This is a genomic window from Pseudolactococcus laudensis (genome assembly GCF_013449735.1).
GTDB classification, from domain to species: Bacteria; Bacillota; Bacilli; order Lactobacillales; family Streptococcaceae; genus Pseudolactococcus; species Pseudolactococcus laudensis.
Window position 1 is genome coordinate 34,168 of record NZ_JACBNY010000010.1, and the last position, 17,849, is coordinate 52,016.

Genomic DNA, 17,849 nt, shown 5'->3' on the forward strand with positions numbered 1-17,849 from the left:
ATCACGCACAAGACAAGTAAGACATGGTAAAATAGCACTATGGAAACTATTCAAATGCTATCGATGTCAGATATTGTCAAAAATCCCTATCAACCACGTATTGTGTTTGATGAGAGTAAATTACAAGAGCTTAGCGACTCGATTAAGGAAAATGGTGTATTGCAGCCAATCATTGTTAGAAAATCACCAATTATTGGCTATGAAATTTTAGCTGGTGAACGCCGTTTCAGGGCCTCACAATTAGCTGGCCTAACTAAAATTCCGGCCATCATCCGAGAATTATCCGATGATAAGATGATGACACTAGCCATTTTAGAAAACTTGCAACGCGATGATTTAACACTCTTAGATGAAGCACGTAGTTTACAAAATCTTATCACCAAGCAGGGGTTGACACACACACAAATCGCTGAAAAATTAGGAAAATCTAGACCTTACGTGACCAATGCAATTCGTATTTTGAATCTACCAGAACCTATTTTACAACTGATTGAGGCGCAAAAAATTTCCCAAGGTCACGCGCGACTTTTACTCGGTTTAAAAACACCTCAAGAACAATTGGTTTGGGCACAACGTATTGATCAAGAGCAACTTTCTGTTCGCGCACTGGAAAAACAATTAAGCAAACATTCTCACCCCACTGAGTCCACTGCACCATCAAAAGATGTGTTTATTAAAGCAGCTGAAACAGATATTGCTAAATCATTAGGCCAACCAGTGACGATTAAGTCCAAAAAAATTGAAATTGGCTACGACACACTAGAAGATCTTAACAGACTTCTCCTCATTTTGACCCAAAAGTAATCCACAGGCTATCTGTGGATTTTTCTTTTTAAACAAAGTTATACACAGTTAAAAAGAAAACCACACCTTGTGCATAAGTTTTACACAATAGTGAATAACTTTCAAAAAATCAAGCTATCTCTTACTTTTTACACAAAAATACCTGTGATTAAACTGAAATTTATCGTTTTTTTCCACATTTTCCACAGTCCTGTGTATAATTATTAACTCACGTGTTGATTTTTCTTTTTATTTTTGAATAATTGTGGAAAACTTTCTAGCAACATGATATAATTTTTTTAGCTACAAATTATAGTTGCATTGATTTTGTACCGATTAATTCAGATATTAAACATCTGATAATAGATAGAAAGGAGTCAAATGTCTCTAACAAAAGATGAGCAAAAATTCTGGACACGTGTCAAAGCACTTGCCCAAAATAATTTAGGACAAGCCTCCTATGACTTTTTCATTGAACCAGCCAAACTACTTGAAATCACCGATCATAACGCTAAAATTTATCTCGATAATAACATGCACCGAGATTTTTGGAAAAAACAAGATGACCTCATCAAAACAGCCGGTTTTGAAATATTTGGCGCCGAAATTAGCTTTGCCCTTTATTCAGCTGACGATATTAACCTTGCCGATTATGAAAATGCTGACAAGATTACAGAAACGTCTGACATTCAAGAGACGAATCAATTGGTTAGCTCAGAACTCAAAAATGGTCTGAATCATAAATATACCTTTCAAAATTTTGTTCAAGGTGAAGGAAACCGTATGACACTTGGTGCTGCCATTGCTGTCGCAAACGATCCAGGCGGTATGTATAATCCCCTCTTTATCTATGGTGGACCAGGACTTGGTAAAACACATTTAATGAATGCCATCGGTAACGAAATCCTAAACGATAAGCCGGATGCTCGCATCAAGTATGTCTCATCAGAGAATTTCGTCAACGATTATGTTCAAAGTTCCCGTAAAAATCAAATGCAGGAATTTACAGATGAGTACCGCACCTTAGATTTACTCCTATTGGATGATATCCAATTTTTTGCAAAAAAAGAAGGCACGATTAATGAATTTTTCCAAACCTTCAATACGCTACATGATAAGGGTGCACAAATCGTCATTTCTAGTGATCGGCCACCAAATGAGCTTAACGAATTTGAAGATAGACTTAAATCTCGTTTTAGCTGGGGACTAACCACTGATATTACAGCGCCAAATTACGAAGATCGGATGGCTATTCTACTTAATAAAGTTGATGAGATGGACCTTCAAGTCCCTTCTGAAACACTTTCTTATATTGCTGGTCGCATTGATTCCAACGTTAGAGATTTAGAGGGTGCCCTAAAAAATCTCAAATTTTATGCCAATACCTATCATATTGATACCATTGATATTGATACAGCAGCTAAAGCACTAAGTAATTTAGAATCCACTAAAATCACACAAGATAAAGATATTTCTTCTCAAAAAATTCAAGAAGAAGTAGCGAATTTCTACAAAATCTCAGTTACTGATATGATCAGTAAAAAAAGACCTAAAGAAATTGCCTATCCGAGACAGATTGCCATGTACTTAATTCGTGAGATAACAGGTAAAAGCTTACCTGCCATTGGCAAAGAGTTTGGTGGGCGTGATCACACGACAGTGATTTATGCCCATAAGCAAATTTCTGATAAAATGAAGACAGATACAAGCCTTCAAAAAGAGATGGATACGATTAAATCTCATTTGAAGTAGTTCCTATTGGATGTGGAAAATATTCACACTTATACACAGCTTATTATTTTTTATCCACAGCCCTTCAAAGTTATCTTTAAAGTGTTTCTATAACTTATCCACATGATTCACAGCCCCTATTACTATTACTAACTATATTTATTAACTAATAAAAGAAAGAGTTCTCTCGATGATTAATTTTTCTATCAACAAAACTGCTTTTCTCAATAATTTGAGAATTACAAAACAAGCTATTTCAACTAAAGTTGCTATTCCGACATTGTCAAAAATTAAAATTGATGTCTCAACTGAAGGTATTACTTTAACAGGTTCAAATGGTCAAATCTCAATCGAAAATTTTCTATCGAAAGATGATGAAAATGCAGGCATGCTAATTACAGAACCTGGTAGCATTTTATTAGAAGCAAGCTTTTTTGAAAGTGTTGTGAATAACTTACCAGAAGTGACTTTTGATTTTAAAGAGATTGAACAGAATCAAGTTGTCCTGACTTCAGGTCAATCAGAAATTACCCTTAAAGGTTTAGATGTTGAGATGTATCCTCGTATCCAAGAGATGCCAACTGAAAATCCACTTAAAATTAAAGCAGGTGTTCTAAAAGAAATTTTTACAGAAACAGCATTTGCCGTTTCGACACAAGAATCTCGTCCTATTCTGACTGGTCTTCATTTGACTTTAACAGATAATAAAATCCTCAAATCTGTTGCGACTGACTCGCATCGAATGAGTCAACGTGTGATCACACTTGATAAATTAAGCGAAAATTTTGATTTAGTATTGCCGAATAAATCAGTGAATAGCTTTAAATCAGTGTTTTCTGATGATGATACCGAGTTAGATATTTTCTTCTCAAGTAATCAAATCTTAATTCGCAATGAAACGATTTCATTTTATACAAGACTAGTTGAAGGTAACTATCCCGATACTAACCGTCTGATTCCTTCTGATGCCGATTACACGCTTGATTTGACCTTTGACGTTGCTAATCTTCGTCATACTATGGACCGTGCTAAATTGCTCTCTAACGCGACGACAAATGGTACTGTAAAATTAAGCATCACTGGTGATCAAATTGTAGCAACAGTTAATTCTCCAGAAGTCGGATCGGTTCATGAAGAAATTACGCCATTAGCTAAATCTGGTGATGATTTAACGATTTCTTTCAATCCTCAATATTTAATTGATTCTTTAAAAGTTATCAAAGAACCAGAAGTTCGTATTCGTTTTATCTCACCAGTTCGACCATTTACCCTAGTACCTAAGAGCGATACCCTTGATTTCGTTCAATTGGTAACACCAGTTCGCACCAACTAATCAACAGTTTTAACTGATGAGAGCTATCCCAAACATGATATAATAGACCGAGAGGTCTATTTTTTTATGAAAGTTATCCACACTGATATTTACGGTCATTTAACAGAGTTTTTGGTCGATGAAGCGCGTGATCATATCGCCGCTGGCAAGAAAATATTTTATATTGTGCCATCATCTCTTTCTTTTGAAAAAGAAAAAGAGATTTTGACGCGTTTTAATGCTGGCCAAGATGGCGCTCTATTTGATTTAACTGTAACCAGACTTAAGCAATTACCCTGGTATTTCGATAAAAATCAAGATAATGATCGAAAAAGTTTATCTACGATTGGACTGGCTATGCTCATGCGCCAAACTCTGAATCAGATCCCAGATAAACAAATTCCAATCTGTCGTTTTATGCGTGACAAGCATGGTTTTATCACGCAGTTAGTTGATCTTTACCAGGAGTTAACAGCCGCTAATCTAATGCCCGAGGATCTATTGCTAGCATCAGATAGTAATAAAAATAAAGAATTAGCGCTCATATTTGAAGAATTCGAGTATCAATTAGGGCATTTTTCGAACGATAATAAACTTCAGAGGTTTATTGACAAACTTGTCAACAATGAATTGACACTTGAGTTACAGGATTATGTTTTAATCATTGAAGGTTATTCACGTTTTTCTGCAGAAGAAATGACTTTGATTGATACACTATCTAGTCGTGTGTCAGATATTATATTAGGAATTTATGCCTCTAAAAAGGCAATTTGGGCTACCTTTATTGAAGGTAATGTTTATCAGCAGTCGGTTGAGTTAGTGCAAACTCTAGCTCAAAAATATAAATTGGAAGTTGTTTACAAAAGTGTCAATGACGTTGATAACACCTTTACGGAACTGTCAAGGTTAATGGAGAAAGCATCAGATTTTACATTAACAGAGTCTGATAAGCTTTTAAAACATGAAGGACTAGAAATCTGGCAAGTTGTTAATCATAAAGAGGAGATAGAACATGTTGCCAAACAGATTCGTCAACTCCTTTTTAATGGTGTCAAGTACAAGGATATTTTAGTTCTATTGGGAGATGTTGAATCAGATCATATCTTGCTACCTGAAATATTCAAGACTTATGATATTCCTTTTTTCTATGCACAAGAAAAGTCAATGAAGGATCATCCTTTAATTGTTTTAATTGAAGCCTTATTAAAAATAAAAACGAATCATTATCAACTTAATGATTTATTGAATTTATTGAAAACAGAGCTTTATACAAGCCAACAATTAAGTTTACAAGATGTTTACAAGTTTGAAGTTTATAGTTTACAGCGCAATCTCAGAGGTAAGCCTAAGTTTACGCAAGAATTTGAGGACTATAAAGCAGAAAAAGTGAGATCGACATTAATTGGTCCTTCTTCTCCTTTGCAGGTTCTATTGGAAAGCCAACCACAAAAAGGACAGGCTTGGGTTAAAAAATTTCAATCCTTTTTGGAAACCGGACAGATTAAAGAGAAAATCGAGCAACTCTATTTTAATGCTGAAGCAAGTGGTTACTTTGAAAAAGCATCTGAGCATTTAGAAGTTTGGAAATTACTGATGACTGTTCTAGAAGAATTTACAGCTGTCTTTGGTTTAGAAAGATTAACTATTAAGCAATTTTTAGAGATTATAGAAGCTGGAATTAAAAATGCTGCTTATCGTCTTATACCAGCCAATGTTGATGTTGTTCAAGTGAAATCTTATGAGTTAGTTGAACCCCATACAGCTGACTATGTTTTTGCGATTGGTTTAACACAATCAAATTTCCCTAAAAATAAGCAGAATACCAGTCTCATCTCTGATGGTGAACGCGCCGAGCTTAATCAAAAATTAAGTGAAATTGAGTCGGACAGTCTGAAATTTATAGATGAACCAAGTTTTATTAACTATAAAAAAAATAGCTTTACAGCTTTACAATTATTTAATGCAGCTAATAAACGATTAGTTCTATCGATACCTGAAATCTATGCCAATGAACAAAGTGATTTATCACAGTTTTTACAATTTATAATTGATATCAGTGCTCAAAAAATTGATGGCAAGTATCAAACGATTGTTGAATATAAAGATAGTATTAATTTAGGTGACAAGCATAGTGTCAATCAAGATGACAATAATCTTGTCTACCAAAATAACACAATTATGCAAATTGGTAATTATGACGGTTTATTAGCTAATCTGGGACGGATTGAACGGTTACTCATGTCAACTCCTGAGTCAGAAGAGACGCGTTTATCAAGGTCTTTTTGGATTAGCTTGTTTAGAGTCATGACTAAAAATCCAGACTATCAACATGTCTTATCATCTGTCAAGACTGATCAGTTAGAGGAAAGACAACTTGAATCTTCAGTGATAGCGGCGCTATACCCAACAGACTTAAATGCCTCTGTATCAAGTTTTGAAAACTTTTATAATTGTGAATACCAGTACTTTATTAATAATACTTTACATGTTAAGGCATTTGAAAAGATTGATTTAGATTCTAGAATTTCGGGTTCTTACTTTCATGAAGTCTTTGAGCACTTGATGCGTTCAGATCAAGTAGAGGCTACTTCTTTTGATGCGGCGTTGACAAATTCTTTACTGGAAGTTGACAGTAAATATGAAGATTTCTTTAAGCGAGATGCAACAAGTCGTTATACATGGACTAGATTGAAAGACATTATCAAGCAAACATCTACAATGCTGAAACAAACATTAGAGAATACAGGGATTCAATCATTAGCATTTGAGCAAGCTTTTGGCTTTGATCAATCTGGTCTTAAAACCTATCAAGTTGATTTACAAAATAATAAAAAATTAAACTTACGTGGTATTATTGACCGTGTTGACCGTATTTTTGAAACTTTAGGTGCTGTTGATTATAAATCAGGAGATAAAAAGTTTGAGTTGCAGTCAGCCTATGATGGTACAAGCTTACAGTTTTTAACTTACTTAGACATTTTACGTCAGAATGCAAAACAGTTTGGCACATCACAAACAATTTGGGGTGCCCTTTATTTACATCTACAGAATCCTATAATTGCACTTAAATCAGTAGATCAAGTCGCTGATATTTCTAACGAACTTAAAAATAAAATGCGCTATACTGGTTTCTTTAATGCAGATTTAGCGAGTCACTTAAAAGATAATTTTGATCACCTATTTAACCTAGGTCAATTTACCAAAGAAGGTTTACCTTATAAAAATAATTCAAATTTTTATAGCGAGTCTGAAATTTCTGCTTTGATGACCCATAATGAAACATTGTATCAAGAAGCAGGTCAGAAAATACTATCTGGTAAAATTGAAATTAATCCCGTTGTTGTGAAACATCATGCCAAAGGGTGTCAATTTTGTCAATTTAAGTCAATTTGTGGGTTTGAAGCAGATAACCATTTACCATCAGGCCGAAAAGTTAATCTGAAATCAAAAGAAGAAATAAGAGCATCTTTGCTGACAGGAGGAAAAGAAAATGCGACAACTCACTGAGCAAGAAATTGACTTGTTACAGAAAGCTGAAATTGGTAAAGAGATACCTAAAACCCCTGAGCAAATTGAGGCTATTTATCGAACGGGAACTAATATTTTAGTGTCAGCATCTGCTGGTTCAGGGAAAACATTTGTCATGACTGAGCGAATTATCAATTTGATTTTGAATGGTGTATCAGTTAAAAACTTGTTTATTTCAACATTTACTAATAAAGCAGCAGCTGAATTAAAACTACGTTTAGATAAAAAGATTAGAGAAACACGTGCAAGTGAAAACTCATTTGAAAAGAAACAACTTTTGACAACTGCATTACAGGAATTGTCAACTGCTGACATCGGAACAATGGATAGCTTTACACTCAAGTTTCTTAAGGAAAATTTCTATCACAAAAATCTGGATCCAACTTTTAGATTGTTAGTGGACAGTACGGAACAGGAAGTCATTAAACGAGATATCTTTGATCAATTAGTGGAACAGTCGTTAGAAGGAACAGGTGTCCTTAGTAAAGAACGATTTACACAGGTGATGAATAATTTTTCAACCGATCGTAAAATTGACGCGTTCTATCAAGTATTGAATAAAATTAACATCTTTGCTGATAGCCTAGAAAATCCAATTGATTGGCTAGAAAATGATTTTTTAAATGGTTTTTCTAACTTTAAACACTTTTCTGATTTACCAGATACATTTACAAATGGTTTACAAGAAAGCTTAAAAGAAATTTATACTGCACTTCAGGAAAATTTATCTTCTGGTGTTATTTCAGGTCCAGCAAAAATAAATAACACTGAGGAATTTTTGGCGAATTTTGAGTATTTGCGTGAGTGTCTGAATCAGAAAAAATTCCAAAAATTTGCTGAAATGTATCGTCAGCTGAAGTTTCAGTTTGTACCAAATGCTAATAATAAAGAAAATCGTGATGAAGTAGTTGAATCACAAAAAGTGAGTTTAAAAACGCTGATTTCTACGAATAAAGCACGACTTGATCAGTTTATAAATGCCATCAAGCATCAAGAAATAATTGAAAAAAATCATCATTTAGCTAGTGAGTTGACAAGTGATTTACAGGTTGTTGCTTTAGCATTTTACCAACGTTATCACGACTATAAACTCAAAAATGCCTGTCTTGAGTATGCTGATGTGACCCACTTGACGATTGAGATTTTGCAAGAACACGAGGATTTGCGTGTAGTCTATCAAAAACAATATTTCGAGGTCATGGTTGATGAGTACCAGGATACTAATCATCTGCAAGAAGCAATGTTACGTTTACTTTCTAATGGCCATAATTGCTTTATGGTAGGAGATGTTAAACAGTCTATCTATGGTTTTAGATTAGCTGATTCTTCACTTTTTATGAGTAAGTATGAGGCCTACCAACAGCCTAATGCCGGTGGTAAATTGATCAGATTGAAGGAAAATTTCCGTTCTTATCCTGAAGTTATTGATTTTACTAATCACATCTTTGAACATTTGATGGATAAACAGATTGGTGAGATGGTCTATGGTCCGCAAGAAAAATTAGTTGTTGGCGATCCCAAGTTAGCCCAAAAAACTTCACCTGAATTAACGGCTGAACTCTTGATTTATAAGGATGAAAAAAACACTAGTTTAGAAACTGATGATGCAGTAACAACAGATGAACTTGTCGTAACTGCCCAAGCCATTCAGCAACTTATCAGTAACGGTACACAGCCAAAAGATATTGTGATATTGGTTAGAAGTAAAACCAATAATGCTGAAATTGAACGTGTCTTGCAGTCGTTTGATATTCCTGTTGTATTGGATGAAGGGAAAATGAATTATTTGCAATCAATGGAAGTCTTAGTCATGTTAGATATACTGAGAGCCATTGATAATCCCTTGTTCGATGTATCATTTGTCGCCCTTCTTAAATCACCTCTATTCAATTTTAGTGAAAATGATTTGGCAATTATCAGTTTACAAGCCTCAAATGATTTTAATTTCTATGACAAATATCAAAAAGCGCATCAAAAAAATGGTCTGAAAGCAGACTTGATTGACAGTAATCTATTAGCTAAACTTCAACATTTTAATGACCTATTTAGTAAATGGTGTCAACTAGCACATCAGGAAAGTTTACATAGTTTGATTTGGGAAATCTATCGAGATACTCATTATTATGACTATGTTGGTGGCATGAAAAATGGTCGATTACGCCAAGCTAATTTAGCAGCTTTAGCTGATAGAGCCGCTTCTTATGAATCATCCGGATATAAAGGTCTCTTCCAATTCATCAAAATGATTGACAGTTTCATGTCAAGTCAAAATGATTTAGCTGCTGTCAATGTTTCTTTACCAAGTGATGCAGTTCGTGTGATGACCATTCATAAATCAAAAGGGCTAGAGTTTCCATATGTCTTTCTTTTGAATGTCAATAAAAAATTCAATACAAAAGATTTAACGAGCGATTTAATTCTATCCAGAAAAAATGGTGCGGGGATTAGTTTTTTAGCTGATTTTAAAAAAGAAATCGACACTGAGTTTCCATATGCCATGGTCAAGATGACGACTTTACCCCAGATGGCAAACGCCCTAGAAAAAGAGTACCAGGCTTTAGCTGAAGAGATGCGGATGCTTTATGTTGCATTTACACGAGCTGTCAAGAAGATTTACATGGTCGGGAAGGTAGAGGCCTCAAAACTGGATGAAGATAATCAGTTCATCGCTTATCAAACAGCTGCTTTTGATGGAAATGGTATATTAGAAGACACGATTAGAAAATCTAGTCAAGGTTATCTTAATTGGATTTTAGGGATTTATCAAGCTACAACGGTAAAAGCTGCATTAGGTCTTAAAGTTCGTGTGATTGAAGATATTGACTTACAAGAGATGGTACCTGTCAATCAAAAAAATCAATTGTCTTTTGAAACTTTATTAGAGGAATCAAAACACTATGATGGCGCAATGGCAACAATTGAGGATGTAAAATTAGCGAAACAAATTTTAGATTCTTCTCAAATCCTAAATGACAAATATGCAGCCGGTATCCAGTTGCCGACCATTCAAACACCTAGTCAAATCAAGAAACGTTACGAGCATTTGATTACAGAACAGGATGTAGTCGTAAGTAATCTTCCAAAATACTCCCAGTTTGAATTTTTAAAAACTGATAAAAAAGTATCACCGACAGAATTAGGATCAGCTGTGCATGAATTAATGCAGTCACTTGATTTTTCAAATGTTACACGTGAAACATTAAGTCATACCATTCAAACATTATCTGTTCGAGATGAAGTCAAGCAAAAAATTAAGAAGGCACAGATTTTAAGTTTATTTGAGACGGATTTTGGTCAAATGATGGTTGAATATCATAAACAAATGACGCGTGAAGCACCGTTTTCAATGCTGAAAACTGATCAAGCCTCAGGTGAACAATACGTGATTCGGGGAATTATTGATGGTTTTATTAAGTTATCGGATAAAATAATTCTATTTGACTATAAGACAGATCATTTTACAAGTTTAGAGGATATTCCTCAAATTAAAGCACGTTATCAGATGCAAATGGACCTATATGCAGAAAGTCTTTCTACTGCGTTTAAGGCAGATAAGATTGAGCAATATTTAATTTTATTAGGGGGACCAGATAAGGTTTACATTGAGCAACTTTAAAAAGCACAAGAACACTTCATTAATTGAAGTCATCTTGTGCTTTTTTAATTTAAGAACTCTCTTGGACTCACATTGAACACTTTGAAAAAGGTTGCAGCACCTAACCCACTTAGAATCGTCAGTTTGAAAAGCGCTAACCAACGTTCACTAATCGTAAGAATATGATTACCTAATATAACGACAGCTCCCATCATCAAAATGGCGAACCAAAAATGAAAGTTAAATAATTGTCGAGGTAATTTTCTGCTGTATAGACTGTAAAAAATGAGGACTAAGAGTAAACTGATGAGACTGGATAAGGCAGCACCGTTTAAACCATATAAGACTGTTAATGGATAAACACTCACTAATTTTAATACTAGCCCACTTAATAAAATCAAACCTGACATTTTATTTTTTCCCACCAAGAATAGGTCATGATGATAAAGTTGGATCATTGAAATGATAGGGATTTGACACACAAAAATCTGTAAACTTAGCACATGTGCATGACTTTTAAAAAGAACGTCGTTCATTTCTGGTAGTAAAATGACAAGGCCGACTGTTAAAGCGATTGCTAAGTAAGTGACATTATCCCAGATTTTTTTAGAAATTTGCTTAGCTCTTGTCAACTTTGGAAGACTATCAGTCAAAATTGATGTGGTAAAGACTAAACCTAATTGTAAGAAAGGTTGACCACGATCATAAATACCTTTTAAAATTTCTGCCTGATTTGATGTTTTGATTTGGGGCAGATGCATCAAAGCATTTTTTACAAAGAAAACATCAATCATCTGTAAAATGAGCATATAAACCATAAAAAAGGTAAAGACAAGTGAGGATAAACCAAATTTTTGAATGATTTTACCTTTAGGTTGTAAAGCAGTAAAGTTTGTAAATAAACCTTGAAGTTTAAAGGGACTAAAAAACATCAGATAGACAAGCGCAACAAGCCCACCAATAAAAGAACCTAGCATGGCTAAGAAAGAAATCGTATAGACATTAGTTGACAATCTTGTAAACATTAGTGCAGCACAAATAATTAAGACAACGCGTATAGATTGCTCAATAACTTGAGAGACAGCAGTTGTCACCATATCTTGTTTTGCTTGCGCACGACCTCGATATAAAGATAGAAAAGGTACTAATAAAAGTGGTAAAATGGCCATCACAAATGGTCCCGCTAATTTTTCTTGTCCCATCAATTTTGCAATAGGTTGACTCAAAAGTGTCAAGACAACAAAACTTAAAACGGATAGTATAAGAGAAAGTTGGAAAAATTGATGTGTTTCTTCTTTTGGCTGATTAGAAGAATGAATCAAGCTAGACAAAAAATTAGGCAAGGCAATTAATGATAGAGTGGTAATGATGGCGTAAAAAGGATAGACCTGTTGAAAGGCATAAAAGCCCTGATCGCCAACTAAATTTTGATAAGGAAAACGGTAAAGTGCAGCGAGGATCTTAGATAAAAATCCTGCGAGTGCTAGAACACTTGCCCCTTTAATTGCCAGTTTTTTCATTGGTTTTCTCATCTCTAATCGCACTCAAACGTTCAGTAAAGGACATTATTTCTGAAAGATATGTGGCTGCTGATAAGTTTCTGATATCAAATCTAATAACCATTTGCCCAGATGTTTCACCAATTTTGGCTTTTAGTTGTGTTTTCGATAGGGCATCAAAATAATCTTGTGGCATAAAAGTATGAGTTGCAGCTTTACTCATCGTGTAAACAATAGTTGCCAATTGCTTGTCAATCTTATCAACAAGAGCTTGGTCAGCAAAATATTTTAGTAAGCCAATTTCAAGGAGATATGCTACAGTGTCAGGGTATTCACCAAATCTGTCAATCAACTCATCTTGTAAATCTTGATAGTAAGTTCGACTCTCAATTTCCCGAATTCGTTTATAAATTTCAATTTTTTGACGTTGATCCGAGATATAATCTGAAGGAAGAAAAGCATCAATTTCTAGATTTATTTCAGTATTGGATTTTCGTGTTTTTCTTGATTTACCTAAACGTTTGTTGACTGCTTCTTCTAACAATTGTGAATATAAATCAAAGCCAATAGAATCAATAAAGCCAGATTGTTCAGCACCTAAAAGATTACCAGCTCCACGAATTGACAAATCTCGCATGGCAATTTTAAAACCAGAGCCTAATTCAGTAAAACCTTTTATGGCATCAAGACGTTTTTCGGAGACGTCAGATAATGATTTTTCTGGCTGATAGGTAAAATAAGCATAGGCTACTCGGTTAGAGCGTCCAACCCGTCCACGGAGTTGATAAAGCTGGGATAAGCCCATATGGTCTGCATTTTCAACAAATAGTGTATTGGCATTAGGAATATCTACACCAGTTTCAATAATTGTTGTTGCAACTAAAACATCATATTCACCATTGATAAAGTCAAGTAGCGTATTTTCAAGTTGTACTTCACTGAGTTGACCATGAATGAAACCAACGCGTGCTTCAGGGATTAGTTCTGAAATTTGTGATACTTTTTGCTCAATCGTGTCAACACGATTGTAAATGTAGAACACTTGCCCCCCACGAGACATTTCTCTTAAGACAGCATCTCGAAGCACACTATAATTAGTTTCCATGACATAGGTTTGAACTGGGTAACGGTTAGTTGGCGGTGTTTCAATCACTGATAAATCACGAATTCCCATCATAGACATATGTAATGTTCTAGGAATTGGAGTTGCTGTCAAAGTTAAGACATCCACTTGTGTTTTTAGCTCTTTCAAACGTTCTTTGTGCTTGACACCGAAACGTTGTTCTTCATCTATAATCATCAAACCAAGATCGAAAAATATGACATCTTTTGAAAGTAAACGATGTGTTCCAATTACTAAATCAATTCGATCCTTTTTAAGTTTATCTAAAATATCGGCTTGTTCTTTTTTAGTTTGAAAACGGGACATGACAGCGATATTGACACCAAAATCATTAAAGCGTTCACGGAAATTATTATAGTGTTGTTCAGCTAAAACAGTTGTCGGTACTAAAATGGCTACTTGTTTATGATCGTTGATTGCCTTAAAAGCCGCACGCATAGCTACTTCTGTTTTACCAAATCCAACGTCACCGACTAGCAATCGGTCCATCGGACGCTCACGTTCCATGTCTTTTTTGATTTCGACTACAGAGCGAAGTTGATCATCTGTTTCGGTATAGGCAAATGCTTCATCAAACTCACGTTGATTATCATCATCTGGTGAAAAAGCAAAACCACGTTGACTTTCTCGAGCAGCATACAGTTTAATCAAATCTTCTGAAATATCTTCGATTTGTTTCGTGACAGACTTGACAGTTCGTTTCCAACGGCCATCATTTAACTTATTGATTTTAGGTGGTTTACCTTCACCTGCTGTATATTTGGTGAGCAATTCAACCTGGTCAACAGGAATCGAAATGGTGTCATTGTTTTGATATTGAATTGTTAAGTAATCACGATGAATTCCTGAAATTTCAATCGTTTCTAATCCAAGGTATTTACCAATACCATGTGTTTGATGAACAACATAATCGCCTACTTCTAATTCATTATAGTCTTGTAAACGTTCGGCATTGGTAATGTTTAATCGTTTGGTACGACGTTTTTTAGTTTTGCCAAAGATCTCAGTTTCAGTAATGACGGCTATTTTTTCATCAAGTAGATTGAAACCATTTGTCAAGTTTAGACTGACAATATTGACAACTTTCGTTTGAAGTTTATCAACCCGTGTCAACGTAAAGGGGACGTCAACATCATGTAAACCTCTTGTTAATTTTGTTTCTTTTTCTTTTGATACAGCAAGGATAACTGTGTAATCTGTTTTAATGAAATGCGCTAACTCAACTTGTAGTAAAGGCATCTGACCAAAAAACGACTGCATACTATGTTGATTAAAGTTATGTAGAAGATCAAATTTGAGGTTACCTAAACCTTTTTGAAAATTTGAGAAAAAAGTTGCAGGTTTATAGTTTCGAAGTTGATGGCTGTTATCTGCTAGATAATGCATGCCATCAATAGATCGATTGAGTAATTTTTCTGACAGGATAAATTCTGCAGTTTCCTGTGTGATCTTATGATCCATTTCATTAATTTTTTGAAAGTCATCAATAAAAATTGGCGCATGTTTTGGTAGATAGTCGAGTAATGTCCATTGTTGTTCATAGAAAAACTCACTAAATTTTCTCAAATCAGCATGATAATTTTGGTGTTTTGCTGCAGCAATAATTTCAGCCAAGTAAGAACTTTGTTTCTCATCTAAGTTAGTTAAACTTGACAAGTGATTTACACCACGTTCAAAATCAGCAGAACTCAAAATAAAATCTGATGATGGTTTAATATTGATTGTGTCAAGTTCCTGTAAAGAGCGTTGGTTCTCAACATCAAAATATCTGATACCATCAATCTCATCTCCAAAAAACTCAATCCGAACAGGATTTTCAGCATCTAAAGGATAGATATCTAGGATATCACCTCGTTTAGAGAATTCACCTGGACTCATGACTCGTTGTGTTTTTTCAAAACCGATAGTTGAAAACTGATTGATAAGGCCATCACTATCGATTTCTTGACCTACTGAAAACAGAAGATTGAATGATTTAAAACTAGCAGGGTCTGGCAGTAAATTACGTAAAGCAAAAATCGGTATGATTAAAAAGCCATCCGCTTGTTTGTTTTGTAAAAAAGAAAGCGCATCTAACCTATAGGCTAGACGCTCTTTACTAGCAACGGCGTATTCAGCAAAAATGTTATCATCAGAAAAATATTGAAAGACCTTTTCTTCACCAACGAATTCCGATAAGTCATTATAAAGCTCACTAGCATGATATTGATTGTCTGTAATAATAATATATTTATCAGGTTGATTATCGAAAGCAGTCGCCATCAAAAGTGTTTTGATGGTTCCTTGAATGCCAGTGAATAAAGTACGTGTGCTTTTATTTAGTTCACGTTGCCATTGCATTAATGCACGATTATTAGCTAATAAATCTGTAAGTTTCATCCGTTAAATTGGTTTCCTGTTTGATTAAAATCATTATTTTCAATGAAGGCTTCTACCGCATCAGCAGCTCGTAAAATACCAAGCTCAGCATCTGCTTTATCTTCTTGATCAAATCGACCTAAGACATGATTAACAACAGACATACCGTGCTTAGGTCTACCAATGCCAACTTTAATTCGCTTAAACTCTTGGCTACCAAGGTGCGCAATAATTGATTTAATACCATTATGACCGCCAGCAGAGCCTTTCTGACGAAGTCTAAGTTTACCAACCATCATATCAAGATCATCATAAATAACAACTAAATCGTCTGCAGTAAGGCCATTATAAGCTAAAAGAGGTTTAACCGCCTTACCTGATTCATTCATGAAAGTTACTGGTTTAACTAATATGAGTTTTTCGCCGCGGATAAATGTAGAGGCAACATCTGCTACAAAGGTTTTATCTCGGTTAAAAGTTAGGTTTAAACGATTTGCCATGACGTCTAAAACATCAAATCCTATATTATGTTTGGTGTGGGCGTATTTATCACCAGGATTTCCTAGCCCCACAATCATTTTTGTCATGTTGACATTCCTTTCTTTGATTTCACTTTATGAAATCTTGAAACTTGGTCTATACGGAAGTTTCATTTAAACAGTATAAGTCAGTATAAGTGTGATGAAACTCCTGTATAGGTCCTTTACAATAAATTGACAGTTAGTTGACTAATAGTTTACGATGTTGTAAACGTCAAAAAAGACTGAAATCAATATTTCAGCTTCTTGATTATTTAAATTAGACATTAAAGCGAAATTCTAGAATATCACCATCTTGAACAACATATTCCTTACCTTCTTCACGAAGGCGTCCTGCTTCTTTTACTGCTTTTTCAGATCCGTATTTGATTAAATCATCATAAGACATAGTAACTGCACGGATGAATCCTTTTTCAAAATCTGAATGTATAATTCCTGCTGCTCCAGGTGCTTTGATACCACGTTTGAAAGTCCAAGCTCGTACTTCTTTTTCACCTGCTGTAAAGTAAGTGCCAAGTCCGAGTAAATGATAAGCAGCTTGTGTCAACTTATCAACACCTGATTCAGTTAAGCCAATTGCTTCAAGAAATTCTGCTTTTTCATCTTCTTCAAGTTCAGCGATTTCTTCCTCAACACGTGCTGAGATAACTACTGTATCAGCGTTTTCCGTTGCTGCAAAGTCACGGATTTGTTTGACATAATCGATATTGTCAGGGTCACCCACTTCATCTTCTGAAACATTGGCCACATATAAGACGGGTTTAGTTGTTAATAAGAAGAGTGACTTGACAACTTTTAGTTCGTCTTCTTCAAAGTCAACTGTTCTAGCAGATTTGCCAGCTTCAAGTACAGGCTTGATTTTTTCTAAAACCTTAAATTCAAGTACGGCATCTTTATCTTTTTGAGTACGCGCAATTTTTTCAACACGTGCGTAACGTTTGTTAACAGACTCTAAATCAGCTAAAATCAATTCCAGGTTAATTGTATCAATATCCGCTATCGGGTCAACAAAGTCACTTTCGCGACCTTGTTCACGCATGACATTCTCATCATCAAAAGCACGAACCACATGAACAATGGCGTCTACTTCACGAATGTTGGCCAAAAATTTGTTACCGAGGCCTTCGCCCTTAGAGGCACCTTTGACAATACCTGCGATATCTGTAAATTCAAATGTTGTTGGTATTGTTTTTTTAGGTTTGATGAGTTCAGTAATCTTATTGAGACGCTCATCAGGAACTTCTACCGTCCCGACATTAGGGTCAATCGTTGCAAAAGGATAGTTGGCTGCTTCTGCTCCTGCTTGTGTAATTGCATTAAAAAGAGTTGATTTCCCAACGTTTGGTAAACCAACGATGCCTGCTGTTAAAGCCATAATTTA

9 protein-coding genes are annotated in these 17,849 nt (G+C 34.9%); 5 read left to right on the plus strand and 4 right to left on the minus strand.

Annotation, left to right across the window (positions count from 1 at the left end; genetic code table 11):
• Positions 1–39 precede the first annotated feature (39 nt).
• The 5 genes from HZR21_RS06905 (at position 40) to addA (ending at position 10,970) form a co-directional block, all read left to right on the plus strand.
• Entirely contained in the window at positions 40–804 is a 765-nt protein-coding gene (locus tag HZR21_RS06905; RefSeq protein WP_180747021.1) for a ParB/RepB/Spo0J family partition protein, read from the plus strand.
• 360 nt (positions 805–1,164) lie between these two features.
• Complete coding sequence (gene dnaA / locus HZR21_RS06910; protein WP_180747022.1) at positions 1,165–2,535, plus strand: chromosomal replication initiator protein DnaA; 1,371 nt, start codon at positions 1,165–1,167, stop codon at positions 2,533–2,535.
• A 169-nt stretch (positions 2,536–2,704) separates the two neighbouring features.
• Complete coding sequence (gene dnaN, locus HZR21_RS06915) at positions 2,705–3,847, plus strand: DNA polymerase III subunit beta (protein ID WP_180747023.1); 1,143 nt, start codon at positions 2,705–2,707, stop codon at positions 3,845–3,847.
• A gap of 66 nt (positions 3,848–3,913) precedes the next feature.
• A complete protein-coding gene (gene rexB, locus HZR21_RS06920) occupies positions 3,914–7,333 on the plus strand; it encodes an ATP-dependent nuclease subunit B (protein WP_180747024.1) in 3,420 nt (1,139 codons plus the stop codon).
• Complete coding sequence (addA, locus tag HZR21_RS06925) at positions 7,317–10,970, plus strand: helicase-exonuclease AddAB subunit AddA (protein WP_180747025.1); 3,654 nt, start codon at positions 7,317–7,319, stop codon at positions 10,968–10,970. Before rexB ends, addA begins: the two co-directional genes overlap by 17 nt.
• A 44-nt stretch (positions 10,971–11,014) precedes the next feature.
• On the opposite strand, the gene HZR21_RS06930 is transcribed toward addA, so the two are convergent.
• From HZR21_RS06930 to ychF, 4 genes are all read right to left on the minus strand, one after another.
• The gene (locus HZR21_RS06930; RefSeq protein ID WP_180747026.1) at positions 11,015–12,469 is read right to left on the minus strand and encodes an oligosaccharide flippase family protein; all 1,455 of its coding nucleotides are present in this window, start codon (positions 12,467–12,469) and stop codon (positions 11,015–11,017) included.
• Complete coding sequence (mfd, locus tag HZR21_RS06935) at positions 12,450–15,950, minus strand: transcription-repair coupling factor (protein WP_180747027.1); 3,501 nt, start codon at positions 15,948–15,950, stop codon at positions 12,450–12,452. The genes HZR21_RS06930 and mfd overlap by 20 nt, the downstream gene beginning before the upstream one ends.
• Positions 15,947–16,516, minus strand: coding sequence for an aminoacyl-tRNA hydrolase (gene pth, locus HZR21_RS06940; RefSeq protein WP_003137906.1), 570 nt, complete (start codon positions 16,514–16,516; stop codon positions 15,947–15,949). The genes mfd and pth overlap by 4 nt, the downstream gene beginning before the upstream one ends.
• A gap of 211 nt (positions 16,517–16,727) precedes the next feature.
• Complete coding sequence (ychF, locus tag HZR21_RS06945; protein WP_180747028.1) at positions 16,728–17,843, minus strand: redox-regulated ATPase YchF; 1,116 nt, start codon at positions 17,841–17,843, stop codon at positions 16,728–16,730.
• Positions 17,844–17,849 lie beyond the last annotated feature (6 nt).

Bases quoted from the DNA above. Each gene is read 5' to 3' on its own strand.
- pth (WP_003137906.1), bottom strand. From the start codon at position 16,516: ATGACAAAAATGATTGTGGGGCTAGGAAATCCTGGTGATAAATACGCC.
- HZR21_RS06930 (WP_180747026.1), bottom strand. From the start codon at position 12,469: ATGAAAAAACTGGCAATTAAAGGGGCAAGTGTTCTAGCACTCGCAGGA.
- HZR21_RS06905 (WP_180747021.1), top strand. From the start codon at position 40: ATGGAAACTATTCAAATGCTATCGATGTCAGATATTGTCAAAAATCCC.
- rexB (WP_180747024.1), top strand. From the start codon at position 3,914: ATGAAAGTTATCCACACTGATATTTACGGTCATTTAACAGAGTTTTTG.
- mfd (WP_180747027.1), bottom strand. From the start codon at position 15,950: ATGAAACTTACAGATTTATTAGCTAATAATCGTGCATTAATGCAATGG.
- addA (WP_180747025.1), top strand. From the start codon at position 7,317: ATGCGACAACTCACTGAGCAAGAAATTGACTTGTTACAGAAAGCTGAA.
- dnaN (WP_180747023.1), top strand. From the start codon at position 2,705: ATGATTAATTTTTCTATCAACAAAACTGCTTTTCTCAATAATTTGAGA.
- dnaA (WP_180747022.1), top strand. From the start codon at position 1,165: ATGTCTCTAACAAAAGATGAGCAAAAATTCTGGACACGTGTCAAAGCA.
- ychF (WP_180747028.1), bottom strand. From the start codon at position 17,843: ATGGCTTTAACAGCAGGCATCGTTGGTTTACCAAACGTTGGGAAATCA.